We start from the raw sequence: 13071 nt of genomic DNA, 5'->3' as shown, positions 1-13071 counted from the left end.
AATCCACTTTTCATGACTGTTGTGGGATGGGCGTCCCGCCCGTCCCCGATAGACGGGCTACGAGAGCCCATCCCACAAGAAAAAAGGGAAATTATTTAATTGACGATCCTAAGTCCCTACCTCGATTAATTGTAGGGACACTCTTGCTCTCGCGGTGTCCTCTACATCATTCCGATGCAACCGGAAACGATATCAGATGGTAAAATTTTGAATCTTCAGCCAAGAAATCCAAAGTTGCGTGTTGCCAAAGGCAATTCAACCGTCCCTTGGACAAAAGTTATTGTTATATGCAGAACCAAAAGTTTATGATACTTACCCGAAGCTAGCTGACCAATCTGTTAAAGCTTTTGTACATGACAAACAGCAAGCATCAGTAGACTTTCGCGCCGAAGCAAAGTTATTCGGTAGTCCGATTTGTGAGTAGGACAGCCGAGAAGATAATGCGCGTCAGCGGTGTCACACTCTAGTATGGTTGCAAGAGAATTCCCAAACTTTGAAATTCGCAACGCTGGCGTTTAACTCTTGCTTGATGAATCTGCTGTGTTCTGGCGTTAAAATGGTATTTGTCTATCGCGAAGCTAGGAAAAAGTATCGCAAAGCACAGCCAATAGTCAGCGAGTTAGAAAAGAAGCTTCCGGAATTCAGTCGAATAGAAAGCGAACTTGATAGACAAGTTAAGTTGCACAAGTTAAAGCAATTGCTGGCTGAAATCCGAACCAAAATGTTTGGTTGCGCTCAGCAAGTGGAGTATTTGCAAGAAGACAGAAATACCATTAATACTAATGCTGAAAATTAGGGTGAGGGCTTGACAAGAATTAGAAATTTGTGCATCCCAGGCGATAATCGGGATTTTTTGCAGAGGTTTCAGGATTTGGCTGAGAATAAATATCAGCGGCAAATTGAAGTCGATTTAAACTACTTGATTGCTAGTCAAGATTTGTTCCAGCAGTCGATATCTGCTGTGGGGGGATGGTGGAAATCTAACAGGTGGAATCGGAAAGGGAACAAGAAGAAGGGGAAAAAAGCGATCTCGCCAACCGGAGAATATCATCTTTTTTGTCTGAAGTGCGATCGGCTGCGGATCGAATTTTTTCCGTGTATCAAACAAAAAACCGGGTTTTCGATCGAACCCGGCCACCATTAACACAAGCACTATTCACACGGCTCAAACCTCAATTCTTTAATAACTTCATCCCCATTTTCACTTTGTCCAAAATCGTCTTTTGCGAGACACAAGTAATCAGACAAAGCTTGCCGCAATTCAAAGTATCCCGGCGGACTTCCTGCGCTTTTTCGCCGTACCAAATCTCGCGGGCGCTGGCGTTTTTCACATTTCCAATCACCGGAAACTCATCGCACAATTTCACATCGCCGCGCGTATCAATCCAGTAATTTCGCAGTCCAACGCGACAAGGACGAGTTGAATCAGGAGCTTTTTCTTCCGCAAAGTGAGGAATCATCAATCGCAACACTTCATCGCTGTTCATAATCGGAGCACCGTTGTTCTTCATTTCAATTAGGCGCTCGATTACTTGTGAAAATTCATCAATGTCTTCTTTTTCAATCCACAATTCCTCGTATGTTTCTGGCGTCCAGCGGTTGACCGGTTGGAAGTTCACCGTCGTCGCCCCAATTCCCTGAGCCCAGGTGACTATTTCGGGGAGGTGGCGGAAATTGAGTCGGTTCATCGTCGGTTTGACGTTGATCGGAAACAGGACGTTCTGTTTTTCTTGTTCTTCGCGCAGATAACCGATTCCTTTAGAAAGCCGATCGAACAATCCCGGTTGACCCCGCAAATAATCGTGCAGTTCTGCATTCGGCCCGTCAACGGATATATTCACATTAAAAGGACGCGCGGCCACAGTTTTCGCCGCATTTTCCCTGGTCATGCAATAGCCGTTTGTGGTGACGCCTGCGTGAATGCCATTTTTATTCGCAAAGGCCAGTAAGTCTAGAAAACCTTTTTTAATATAAGGTTCGCCGCCGCTAAAGTTGATGGAAAATTCGCCCACAAATTCTTTGACGCTTAAGAGAGCATTTTGCCATTCTTCGATCGTCATTTCGTCTTTATATTCTTTGAGCCGCCAATACTCGCACTGGCGGCATTTAACATTGCAGCGCTCGTTGACGATTCCGTAAAAAGTGACTGGGCTGGTCATGTCGTATCCTGTATTGATACGCAGCGATTCGGCTACTGCACTCTTGGTGTGCTTGACGCCCAGTCTCGATAATGTTAAAGCATCCATGTTGTTTTTCCTTACGTGTTGTTATTTAAGTCAATTTCTCGAACCTTCTTTTGTACGTAGGATTACGTATTGCTGCTTACATATTCCTTTTAAGTACGTATGCACCATCCTAAGAGTTCGGTTTGGGTATGGCTAGATGTTTTTCAAACATTTATAATGTTAATATGTGTAACATATTAGTATTCCTAATCTATTAAATTTTTTTTTATGGAAACATGAATCCTGCTTTAATACGTGGCAAATAATAGCGGATTGAGATTGACTTAAATCAATAAATTGTAGTTTTTGTTTAACTTTTGTTAACTAACTTAATAATTTAGCTAAGTAAAAATATTTATGTAAGCTGTCTCAATAACTTAAAGTTATAGTGAAGTGAGCGGCCCGTACAGCAGTTGACTTCACCAAACCTTTACAATATGAGGGAATTTAAGTATTTCAACGGTGAAAAATGGCTATAAACATGGGACGATATTTGGACGTAGTGAAATTGTTCTGGGGTGCGGCCATCGCAGCGGAACTAGAATACCGAATTAACTTTGTTCTCGCGGCCCTCAGCAGCCTCGGAAATCTTGCTGGCAGCTTGTTTGGGTTGTTTTTGTTTTACCGTACAGGCTACACGTTTTCGGGCTGGAAATGGGAAGAGGCTTTAGTTGTACTCGGTATTTTCACGATTTTGCAGGGGTTTGCGTCAACCTTTCTCGCGCCCAACCTCAGCCGTATTGTCGATCGAGTCCAGCAAGGCACTCTCGATTTCGTACTCCTGAAACCCATCAGTTCGCAATTCTGGCTGTCTGCAAACACAGTTTCCCCTTGGGGAATACCCGATATCATCTTCGGTGTGGTATTGTTGCTGTACTCAGCTAACAAACTCGGATTGGGAATCGGCAACTATTTCCTAACAGCAATACCGCTGTTATTTGGCATGGTGAGTCTTTACAGCATCTGGTTTATGTTAGGTGCTATGAGTATTTGGTTTGTCAAAATTTACAACGTTACCGAAGTTCTCAGAGGATTATTAGAAGCAGGTAGATTTCCCATGGCAGCTTATCCGGCAGCTTACCGATTTTTCTTCACATTCGTAGTCCCCGTTGCCTTCTTTACCACAGTACCGGCAGAAGCAATGCTCGGCAGAGGTGATATAGTTTGGATAGGAGGGGCTGGAATATTGGCGATCGGGCTTTTGTGCGCTTCCCGCTACTTTTGGCAATTTGCACTCCGATTTTACACCAGCGCTTCGAGCTAGTGAAGCAGCTAGATACACATACACATCGCGTGGGGAGAGGGGCGTGCGTGAAACGGTTAACTCGATTCTACAAGAGTTCCTTGCCTTACCAGCTATTACAACTTTATACAAAATATTTTATTCATATCTACTTATATACTTTAAAAAAATGTAAAATTTAAACAGAGCCTTATATTCTTGAAATTTCAACAGTAAATAAACCACGCAAACGAGGGCAAATAAATGAAAAGAAAACAACTGGGAAACACTAATTTTACTATCAGCGCGCTCGGTCTTGGATGTATGCCGATGTCCTTAAGCGGCCGGCCACCAGAATCGCAATCTATTGCGGTAATTCACCGCGCCCTCGATTTGGGTGTCACCCTAATTGACACCGCAGATTCCTACTGCCAAGATCAATCCGACAAACACCATAACGAAGAACTGATTGCCAAAGCTTTACAACAGTATACTGGAGATATTAGAGCTGTCACTGTCGCCACTAAAGGCGGCTTAATGCGGCCTCAAGGTGGATGGACGCGCAACGGCAACCCCCACCATTTACGCAAGACAATACGCGAAAGTTTTGAAGCACTCGGCGGCCAGGAACCGATCGACCTTTGGCAATATCACTCGCCCGATCCTGCTTATACCATCGAAGCAGCCCTAGCACCCGCAAAAGAAGCAGTAGAAGCAGGAATGATTCGATTTATAGGAGTTTCCAACTTTTCTGTAGAGCAGATCAAACGCGCCCGCGATACAGTAGAAATTGTCTCTGTTCAGAATCAGTACAATCCTTGGCACAGACAGCCAGAATCAGACGGCGTGCTCGAATATTGCGAAACCGAAAAACTGACATTTTTTCCCTGGAGTCCTCTGGGAGGAAGCCGCCGCGCCACAAGCTTGCAAGATCTGCCCGCGATCGCCAAATTAGCAGAAGAAAAAAACGTTTCTGTTTACTGTATAGTATTAGCTTGGTTGATGGCCCAATCGCCCTGCATCGTTCCGATTCCCGGTGCGACAAAAGTATCGAGTATTGAGGACTCTGTGCGGGCACTCGAAGTTAAATTGACTGACGAGGAATTGCAACAAATTGCCGTAAGTTAAGTAGGTAAGCCTAACAAAATAATAGAACAGGCAAGATGCCTGTTTCACAAACAAATGATTTGATTGTGGGGTGGGCATCCGGCCCGCCCTAACAAAATAATAGAACAGGCAAGATGCCTGTTTCACAAACAAATGATTTGATTGTGGGGTGGGCATCCGGCCCGCCCGTAAAAACGACATTTTTTGAGGAATTGAATTTAATGGAAGCTAATCAAGTGAATGCCGATAGAGACGTAGCAATTGAACATCAAAACGTACCTGTCGCCCATGAAGGACTGCACAACTTTTTATACAGTTCCGACTCAGAACACAGCGCAGCAGATGCTATTTCTGAATTAGAAAATGACGGCACGCAAGTAATGTCGATCGATACGTGGCGTGCTCTAGCAACTAACGCGAAAGTCGCCGGCGTTTACGCTGTAATGGACATTTCCCGCAACACTCAGTATGTAGGTTATTCGCGAAATATCCTGCTTTCCATCAACGGTCACATCGCCCAAAATGGCGCCGAAAATTGTGCTTTCCTGCGCGTGCAAACTTTCAAATTCCCCAAGCGGGAAGAAATGGAAAGTTTGCGCGATACGTGGATAGCCGAACTCGGCAGCATTCCGCCTGGAAACAGTGCAGACAGCGAAATGTGGGCAGCTACGGTAGGCCAAGCTGCGCGCGCTGCTATGTCTGCTGAGGAACAAAAAGCTTATGAAGAAAAGAAGCTAAAATTACGCAAAGCAATGGCCGATTCCACTCTTACCAAAGAGTTAGAAACAGCAGCAAAAATTGACGGCGAACGACACCAGCATCTGGAAGCTGCTGTTAACAATGATGACTGGAGTGCCGTGATTCAGTCGCAAACCCAGGAAACAAAGTCCGGTTCCTAAATCTGAAAAATGTTTGTAGTGGTGATATCTTGTACTATTTTTAGAACGGGCAAGATGCCCGTTCCACAATACATTAGGTTTATTGTGGGGTGGGCTTCTAGCCCGTCCGCAAGATGCCCGTTCCACAATACATCAAGTTTATTGTGGGGTGGGCTTCTAGCCCGCCCGACTCAATCTTAATCATCAACAACCGAACATTAGGTTTATTGTGGGGTGGACTTCTAGCCCGTCCGCAAGATGCCCGTTCCACAATACATCAAGTTTATTGTGGGGTGGGCTTCTAGCCCGCCCGACTCAATCTTAATCATCAACAACCGATCGGGATTAATGACTAATTTTGCGTTCAGTAACTAAAGTCAAACTTACCCATTCACCCCGATCGTTGTAACTGCGAATCATCCGAAACCGCAAGTCAGGTTCTACCAACCAACCGGCCTCGAAAAATATAGGTTTTCTGAATTCAGCTTTGACAGGTAAAGTGCAAGAACCGCCGTCAGGAAGCAGCACAACTTGCACGGGCGAAGCACCTTCGTTAAAATTTAATACAGAACCGTCAATGCTGGCGCTAGAACTGATAACAGTACCATTACTGCCAAAAGTAATTTTTTGAATTAGGCGATCGGCTCCATCCAAATGCAATTGTAAATTGGTAGAATAGGAATCAGGATGACGATAATCTGGATACATTGTCACGGCCTCGCCCTGCCATTCTCCCAGCAAATCGTCAACAGTTAAAGGCGGACGTTCGGGGACATTTTTATCAAGCTGCTTTTCCCGAATTAAGGTAAGTTTGGATAAATAGCCGTCGATATTGTAGAGCTGAACGAAGCGCAACCGGCGATTATTGTAGATAAAACCAAACTCGGCACCGCATTGAGAATAAGGCGCTAGTTGAATAGTTCCCTGACAAAAAGCTCCATTCTCAAAAAACAGGATATCTCGTCCCAAACCCTGATATTCTCGAACAATTTCGCTCACTTCAGGTTCGCCGACACCGCTGGGATTTGGGGAAAAGCGACGGAGTTTTAATCTCACAGTTTTGTTGTCATTTAGACCTTCGAGAGAAAGAATGCTAGGAGTATCTTGAAGTACCTCTCCCCGCGGCGATAACTGGGTAAAGGAACCGTGCCATTCTCCCAAGTTTTGCAGAAAGTTTTCCCATTGTGATACCATACTTTTACCTTTGCATATATGTCTAAAAATAGAATTATAACTCTGCTTACGGATTTTGGATTAAGCGATGTTTATGCAGGAGTAATGAAAGGTGCGATCGCCCAAATTAATCCCCAACTCAAAGTCATTGACATTACGCACCAAATACCTTCTCAAAATATAGCAGCGGCGAGGTTTTGTTTGATGACTGCTTTTGCTTATTTTCCCCCGGAAACCGTACATATTGCGGTCGTCGATCCGGGGGTGGGAAGCAAGAGACGCCCTGTTGCGGTTAAATGTGCTAATTGCTGGCTTGTGGGGCCGGATAACGGGTTGTTTAGCGGGGTGTTGAGTCGCGAAAGCGCGAGATCCTCTGTCGAACTCACCAACCCCAAATACTGGCGCACACCTCAACCCAGCAGCACTTTCCACGGTCGCGATATTTTCGCTGCAGCGGGCGCTCATTTGGCCAACGGGGTGGCGTTGGAAGAGTTGGGAGATGCGATCGACCCTGCAAGTTTAGTGCAGTTAGAGATACCAAATTGTGGCGTTACAGCCACAGGTGCAGCGGGCTGCATTCAATATGTCGATCGCTTCGGCAATCTAATTACTAATATCCCCAATAATTGCATTATAGGTAGCAATTGGTCAGTAACAATTAGCAATAGTTCTGATGCAATTCGCATCCCCAGCGGTAAAACCTACAGCGACACCGAACCGGGCGATTTAATTGCCATAACTGGTTCTGACGGTTGGGTAGAAATTGCCGTTAATGGCGGCAGCGCTCAATCGGTATTAAAATTGGAATGCGGAGCGATCGTGCAATTGCTTTTTGAAACTAACAATTAAAATCATCTCTTTCAGTCCGCGCAGGCGGACTTTGTTTGTGTAGAAGCGATTTCAATCGCCGTTTGATATTATTTCCTTTCTCTGCAAAATCAACAATAGTTTGGCGGTATTCGCTACTGTTAAAAAAAGCATCTCCATTATTGTGCTTAGCATTAGGAACAAGTAAAATTTTCTTAGGTTCAGGAGAAGCAGCATACAACTGTTTACTCATCGCAGCGGGAATCAAAGGGTCAGCAGTCCCGTGGGCGAACAAAACCGGAATTCGCAACAATTTAACCTTAGCCAAAGAATCAAATTTTTGCGTCAGCAGCAGCCGCATCGGAAACAGCCGCATCAAACTGTAGCGTTCTACCATATCCAGCATTGAAGTGAACGAACTTTGAACAATTAATCCCGCAGCTTCCGGATGTGCGATCGCTAATTCCACAGCAACAGCACCTCCCATTGAATGACCGTACAAAAATATTTCGCTGGGCGACAATTGCCGCTGTTTCACTAAATAATTATAAGCTGTTTCGGCATCTTCATATATCCGAGCTTCGCTGGGAAAACTGCCTTGACTGCGGCCGTAACCCCGGTAATCAATCAGCAATACCGAAAAACCCAATTGCCGAAAGCGGTAAGATTGAGTGATATTCGCACCGATGTTAAAACCCCTGCCGTGCAGGTACAATAAAGTTCCTAATGATTGTCGATTTGCGGCGGGCAGCCACCAACCGTGCAGTTTTTCAATTTTGGGCGATCGACCCTTAACTGGCAACCAAACTTCTTGGTAAGGGATGTTAAAAGCATCCGGTGTTTTGGCGATTGTAGGTGTTGGCTGAAATATCAAACGAGTTAGCAGAAAAAACAAGAGTATACAGCAAGCAATGTAGGCGATCGCCAAAATTTTCACTAAAGACGATAAAAGCTTCAAACAATGTCTGTATCTATTTTGTATTTCGAGCATTGTGGTAAGTCAAATAAAAAGTTGACGATTGAGCAAAACTAAAAACAATAATTATTAACTTCAAAAAGTAGCCTAGTTTGAGGTAAAATCAATCCTGATGCTTCCTCAGTTAACAATTGGTTGTATATTGTATCCGCTTCGCCAAAGGATTCTTGAGGCAAAAATCTAAATATTGAGGCAGCAACATATTGTTTTTCTTTTTCAAAGCTTATCCAGTTTCTTGATAATTGTTCTGCTGCATAACCCGTAGTATTAGAACCCGAAAAAATATCTACTACCAAGTCTCCCGGTTCAGTAAGAAAATTTATAAAAAATGTCGGTAGTTTTTGGGGGAAACGTGCCGGATGAGCCTTAACATTAAACTCTTTGCACCAACGCAAGTATTGAGAATTACTTTCCGAATTAGAAATTTCTAGCAAATTAGATGGAATAGCACCTCCATTATCTTTGGAAAATCGATCGCTAATATTGTGACCGGAAGGGCGTTCTTTGGGCGTGTAAAATTCATCAGCATTTTTCAAAAGTTTTTTCATTCTCTCAGAATACTCTACTTTGACTTTACTAATATTCGCTTGAGGCTGATTCGTTTTGGAAAGCCACCAAACAGTATTCACAGAATCTTTAGCCCGGATTTTCTTTTTATTCACCCACTCTATAGGAGATGGAAGTTTGGAAGGATTAAACCAGAAAAACTCTTGAGCAAGTTTAAATCCATACTCGTCGCATAACCTAATAAGCACGCGGTAATTATACAGCGATCGTACAGGGATTCCTTTTTGATAAGCACCTCCAAGGTCTATAACAAAACTTCCAGTATCCTTGAGAACTCTTTTAATTTCCGGAGCAAAGCCCAGCAGCCAATCAACATATAAATCTTGATCTTCATTTCCATAACTCTTTTGGCGTTGCAATGCAAAAGGAGGGGATGTAATCACCAAATCTACAGAATTGCTAGCAAGACTATTCAGGAGATGAAGAGAATCTCCCAAATAAGATTGACCGTATTGGGTGGTGTAAATTGGGGCGGGCAAAATGTTACTCATGTTTAATTGAGATTAGTTTAAGGTACAAGAGACACAGCCTACTGTCATTATATCTAAATCCGTACTTTTAGTTATACTCAATCCGTACTTTCAGTACGTTGTGTTCTGTATAAATTCTTCGTACCATTCAAAAAGCGAACTGAAAGTTCGTTTTTATCAATTGTGAGGGGTATGAATTACAAAGAAGCCAGACAACAATTTGCGGCCAAGGTAAGTCAGTTACGCAGAGAAAAAAGGATGACACAGGACGAGTTAGCAGAACTCATAGACAAGACTACTGACTATATCAGCTTATTGGAACGCGGTGAACGATCGCCATCCTTTGAAGTTATTTTCGCTCTAGCGGAAGCGCTTGATGTACCCGCTACTTATTTAATCAGTTTTAGCCAAAGTGGCGAGAGTACAGCTCTCATTAGCACCCTGATAGCTGAACCAGTTTCTCCGTCAGTTGTGGAGCCTGTTGAAGAAGCTGTTACCACGGAAGCAGAACGCATTTCAGATGCTAAACGGCTAGAAAATGCTATGAAAAGCATCCAAGAATTGCAAAATCTGGCTAGTGAATATGGTATTGCGGATATTTTTCAAGATAACGGGGGAAAGACTTTACAGTTATTAATCCTTTTAGGGCTGCGGATATCACCTGGACGTGAAGGAAACGATGCTATTGATGCTGAAGGAAAAGAATACGAACTTAAAACAATAAATATTGCTCTCAATAGAAGCGGTGGGGTCACTACTCACCATCATTTGAATGAAATTATACTTGACAAATATCGCAGAGTAGAAGCTTGGTATATTGGACTGTATGAAGGCATAACTCTCAAAGAGATTTATAAACTTACACCTGAAATGCTGGAACCTAAATTTAAAGAATGGGAAGAAAAGGTGAGGCTAAGAAACGAGCCACTAAACAATCCTAAAATTCCATTGAAGTTAGTAAAAAAAGGGCAACTTGTCTACTCTCACAGTAAATAATAGTTGCCCGATAGTGTTTAAAGGGGATTAGGTTGTGTGTGTGTATAAACGATACGTTGCATACAGGTAGCGACTTTTACACTCAAGCTACCACGAAATTAACCAACTTTCCAGGCACCACAATTACCTTTTTAATCTCCTTACCTTCCAGGTGACGCTTGGCTAATTCCGACTCGCGAGCAAACTTTTCCAAAGCAGCTTTGTCAGCACCCGAAGGCACTTTAATTGTGCCGCGAGTTTTGCCCATAACTTGAATTACCAGCGTAATTTCATCGGTAATTAAGGCAGAAGCATCCACACTCGGCCAAGTTTGCACGTGTACCGATTCACTGTTACCAGTATTGTGCCACAATTCATCAGCAATATGCGGCGCAAAAGGCGCTAACAAGCGAATCAAAGTGTTAATTCCTTCTGCATAAATTGGCGAATCTTTACATTTAGCATCATTCAAAGCGTTGCTGAGTTTCATCATTTCAGAAACAGCAGTATTGAACTGATAATCGCCCTCCAAATCTTCGCTCACTGCCTTAATTGCAGTGTGAATCGCCCGCCGCAAATCCTTCTCAGGTTTACTTAACACCTCTTTCTCCCCCCCTTGGCAAGGAGGGGCAGGGGGGGGTGGAGCAAACTCTGTCACCAAACGCCAAACGCGATTTAAAAAGCGAAATTGCCCTTCCACATCGGCGTCGTCCCACTCCAAATCCTTCTCTGGCGGTGCTTTGAATAAAATAAACATCCGCGCCGTATCTACCCCATATTTGCCCATAACTTCCAAGGGGTCAACGCCATTGTATTTTGATTTGGACATCTTCTCGTAGAAGACTTGCAAAGCTTCGCCAGTTTGAGGATCTTTGGGATTTGCGGGGTCTATATCTGCTGGGGGAAAGTATTTGCCAGTAACGGGGTTTTTGTAGGCCATTGCTTGCACCATGCCTTGAGTTAACAGGCGTTTAAATGGTTCGTCACAATCGATCAAACCCCGATCGCGCAAAACCTTGGTAAAGAACCGCGAATACAGCAAGTGCAAGATTGCGTGTTCGATGCCGCCCACATATTGGTCTACGGGCATCCAATCATTTGTCTTCGCCGAATCGAAGACTTGCTCTTGATTTTGAGCATCGGGATAGCGCAAGAAATACCAGGAAGAATCGATAAAAGTATCCATCGTGTCTGTTTCCCGCTTCGCCGCAGTGCCGCAACTCGGACAAGGAACGTTTACCCATTCTTCCATCTTTGCCAAGGGCGAACCTTTGCCCGTAAATTCTACATTTTCGGGCAACAATACGGGCAAATCCGATGCGGGTACGGGGACTGTGCCGCAGGTGGGACAGTGAATTACGGGAATCGGAGCGCCCCAATAACGCTGTCTAGAAATTAGCCAATCTCTCAAGCGATATTGCACTCGCGCTTGGCCGCAACCTGCATCTTCGGCCGCTCTAATAATTGCTGCTTTGCCTTTAATTGAATCCATGCCGTTGAAGCTTTGGGAATTAATCATAATTCCGGGTTCGGTGTAAGCTTCCGTCAGCGGCAGCTCATCATCATCTACAATTACTACTTTAATTGGCAGTTGATATTGATTGGCAAATTTGAAATCTCGCGTGTCGTGGGCGGGTACTCCCATGACTGCGCCGGTGCCGTATTCGTACAGCACGTAATCGGCTATCCAAATGGGAATTTCTTCGCCGCTGAAAGGATTGATTGCTTTGCCGCCTGTGGGGATGCCGCGCTTTGGTTTGTCTTCGGCTGTGCGATCGATCTCGCTTTGGGCAGAGACTTCTTTGGCAAAGGTTTCGACGGCCGCTTTTCTGTCTGGTGTAGTAACGCGATTAGTTAATGGATGTTCCGGTGCCAAAACAACATAACTAACGCCGTAAACTGTGTCTGGGCGAGTGGTGAAAACGGCGATTTTTTCATCCATTCCGACAATCGGAAATTCCAAGTAAGCACCGACTGATTTGCCGATCCAGTTGGCTTGCATTAATTTGACTCTTTCAGGCCAATCTGGCAATTTCTCTAAGTCGTTTAATAACTGTTCGGCGTAATCGGTAATTTTGAGAAACCACTGCCGCAATAATTTGCGCTCGACTTTGGCACCGGAACGCCAGGAACGACCTTCGTTATCTACTTGTTCGTTTGCTAAAACTGTTTGGTCTATAGGGTCCCAATTAACAGCGGCTTCTTTTTGATATGCTAATCCTGCTTCTAAAAATTGCAAGAAAATCCATTGAGTCCACCGATAATAATCGGGAGAACAAGTTGTAACTTCTTTTGTCCAGTCGAAAGAAATACCCAGCCGGCGAAATAAGCCTTTCATTTGGGCAATGTTTTGATAAGTCCATTGTGCGGGGGGAATTCCTCGCTCGATGGCTGCATTTTCTGCGGGCAAACCAAAAGCATCCCATCCCATCGGATTCAATACCCGATAACCTTGCATTCGCTTGAGTCTGGCAATTACATCGATGATTGTGTAGTTGCGGACGTGGCCCATGTGCAGGTTTCCCGACGGGTAGGGGAACATGGATAAGGCATAAAATTTAGGCTTTTGGGTATCTTCTGGCATCTGGTCTAAGTTTTGCTCAGCCCATGTCTGCTGCCATTTTTCTTCTATGGATTGGGGGTTATATCTGGAATCCACAACAATTTCTCC

General features: G+C 44.1%; 13 protein-coding genes. 8 read left to right on the top strand and 5 right to left on the bottom strand.

Translation table 11 applies throughout. The features are described from left to right. The first annotated feature begins 280 nt into the window (after window positions 1-280). The 3 genes from QUA99_RS04605 (at window position 281) to QUA99_RS04595 (ending at window position 1144) form a co-directional block, all read left to right on the top strand. Complete coding sequence (locus tag QUA99_RS04605) at window positions 281-424, top strand: hypothetical protein (RefSeq protein WP_333343180.1); 144 nt, start codon at window positions 281-283, stop codon at window positions 422-424. A gap of 69 nt (window positions 425-493) precedes the next feature. Next, window positions 494-796, top strand: a complete 303-nt coding sequence (locus QUA99_RS04600) for a hypothetical protein (protein ID WP_333235466.1) — start codon at window positions 494-496, stop codon at window positions 794-796. 9 nt (window positions 797-805) lie between these two features. Beyond that, window positions 806-1144 (top strand): hypothetical protein, encoded by a 339-nt coding sequence (locus QUA99_RS04595; RefSeq protein WP_333343182.1) that lies wholly within the window; start codon window positions 806-808, stop codon window positions 1142-1144. A gap of 28 nt (window positions 1145-1172) precedes the next feature. Here QUA99_RS04595 and QUA99_RS04590 read toward each other — a convergent pair whose 3' ends face one another. Next, complete coding sequence (locus QUA99_RS04590; protein WP_333235464.1) at window positions 1173-2246, bottom strand: radical SAM protein; 1074 nt, start codon at window positions 2244-2246, stop codon at window positions 1173-1175. A gap of 448 nt (window positions 2247-2694) precedes the next feature. On the opposite strand from QUA99_RS04590, the gene QUA99_RS04585 reads away from it, so the two are divergent. From QUA99_RS04585 to QUA99_RS04575, 3 genes are all read left to right on the top strand, one after another. After that, entirely contained in the window at window positions 2695-3489 is a 795-nt protein-coding gene (locus tag QUA99_RS04585) for an ABC transporter permease (protein ID WP_445250979.1), read from the top strand. A 222-nt stretch (window positions 3490-3711) separates the two neighbouring features. Then, the gene (locus QUA99_RS04580; protein WP_333235463.1) at window positions 3712-4575 is read left to right on the top strand and encodes an aldo/keto reductase; all 864 of its coding nucleotides are present in this window, start codon (window positions 3712-3714) and stop codon (window positions 4573-4575) included. 113 nt (window positions 4576-4688) lie between these two features. Further along, entirely contained in the window at window positions 4689-5453 is a 765-nt protein-coding gene (locus tag QUA99_RS04575; RefSeq protein WP_333235462.1) for a GIY-YIG nuclease family protein, read from the top strand. 324 nt (window positions 5454-5777) lie between these two features. Here the strand turns inward: QUA99_RS04575 and QUA99_RS04570 are convergent, their stop codons facing one another. Next, a complete protein-coding gene (locus tag QUA99_RS04570) occupies window positions 5778-6626 on the bottom strand; it encodes a DUF3598 family protein (protein WP_333235461.1) in 849 nt (282 codons plus the stop codon). 18 nt (window positions 6627-6644) lie between these two features. Between QUA99_RS04570 and QUA99_RS04565 the strand changes: the two genes are divergently transcribed. Beyond that, window positions 6645-7454: an SAM-dependent chlorinase/fluorinase gene (locus tag QUA99_RS04565; RefSeq protein ID WP_333235460.1), complete on the top strand. Its 810-nt coding sequence runs from the start codon at window positions 6645-6647 to the stop codon at window positions 7452-7454. Here QUA99_RS04565 and QUA99_RS04560 read toward each other — a convergent pair. Both QUA99_RS04560 and QUA99_RS04555 read right to left on the bottom strand, forming a co-directional pair. Further along, on the bottom strand, window positions 7444-8370 hold the full coding sequence (locus QUA99_RS04560; RefSeq protein ID WP_333235459.1) for an alpha/beta hydrolase: 927 nt from the start codon (window positions 8368-8370) through the stop codon (window positions 7444-7446). The genes QUA99_RS04565 and QUA99_RS04560 overlap by 11 nt on opposite strands. 71 nt (window positions 8371-8441) lie before the next feature. Further along, window positions 8442-9392, bottom strand: coding sequence for a site-specific DNA-methyltransferase (locus QUA99_RS04555; RefSeq protein WP_333235458.1), 951 nt, complete (start codon window positions 9390-9392; stop codon window positions 8442-8444). A gap of 225 nt (window positions 9393-9617) precedes the next feature. Here QUA99_RS04555 and QUA99_RS04550 point away from each other — a divergent pair, with 225 nt between their 5' ends. Next, entirely contained in the window at window positions 9618-10421 is an 804-nt protein-coding gene (locus QUA99_RS04550) for a helix-turn-helix domain-containing protein (protein ID WP_333235457.1), read from the top strand. An 82-nt stretch (window positions 10422-10503) separates the two neighbouring features. On the opposite strand, the gene leuS is transcribed toward QUA99_RS04550, so the two are convergent. Next, window positions 10504-13059, bottom strand: coding sequence for a leucine--tRNA ligase (gene leuS, locus QUA99_RS04545; RefSeq protein WP_333235456.1), 2556 nt, complete (start codon window positions 13057-13059; stop codon window positions 10504-10506). Between the last annotated feature and the right edge of the window lie 12 nt (window positions 13060-13071).

Source organism: Microcoleus sp. F10-B2 (genome assembly GCF_036704965.1).
Classification (GTDB): Bacteria; Cyanobacteriota; Cyanobacteriia; order Cyanobacteriales; family Microcoleaceae; genus Microcoleus.
This window is presented reverse-complemented; position numbering and strand designations above follow the sequence as displayed.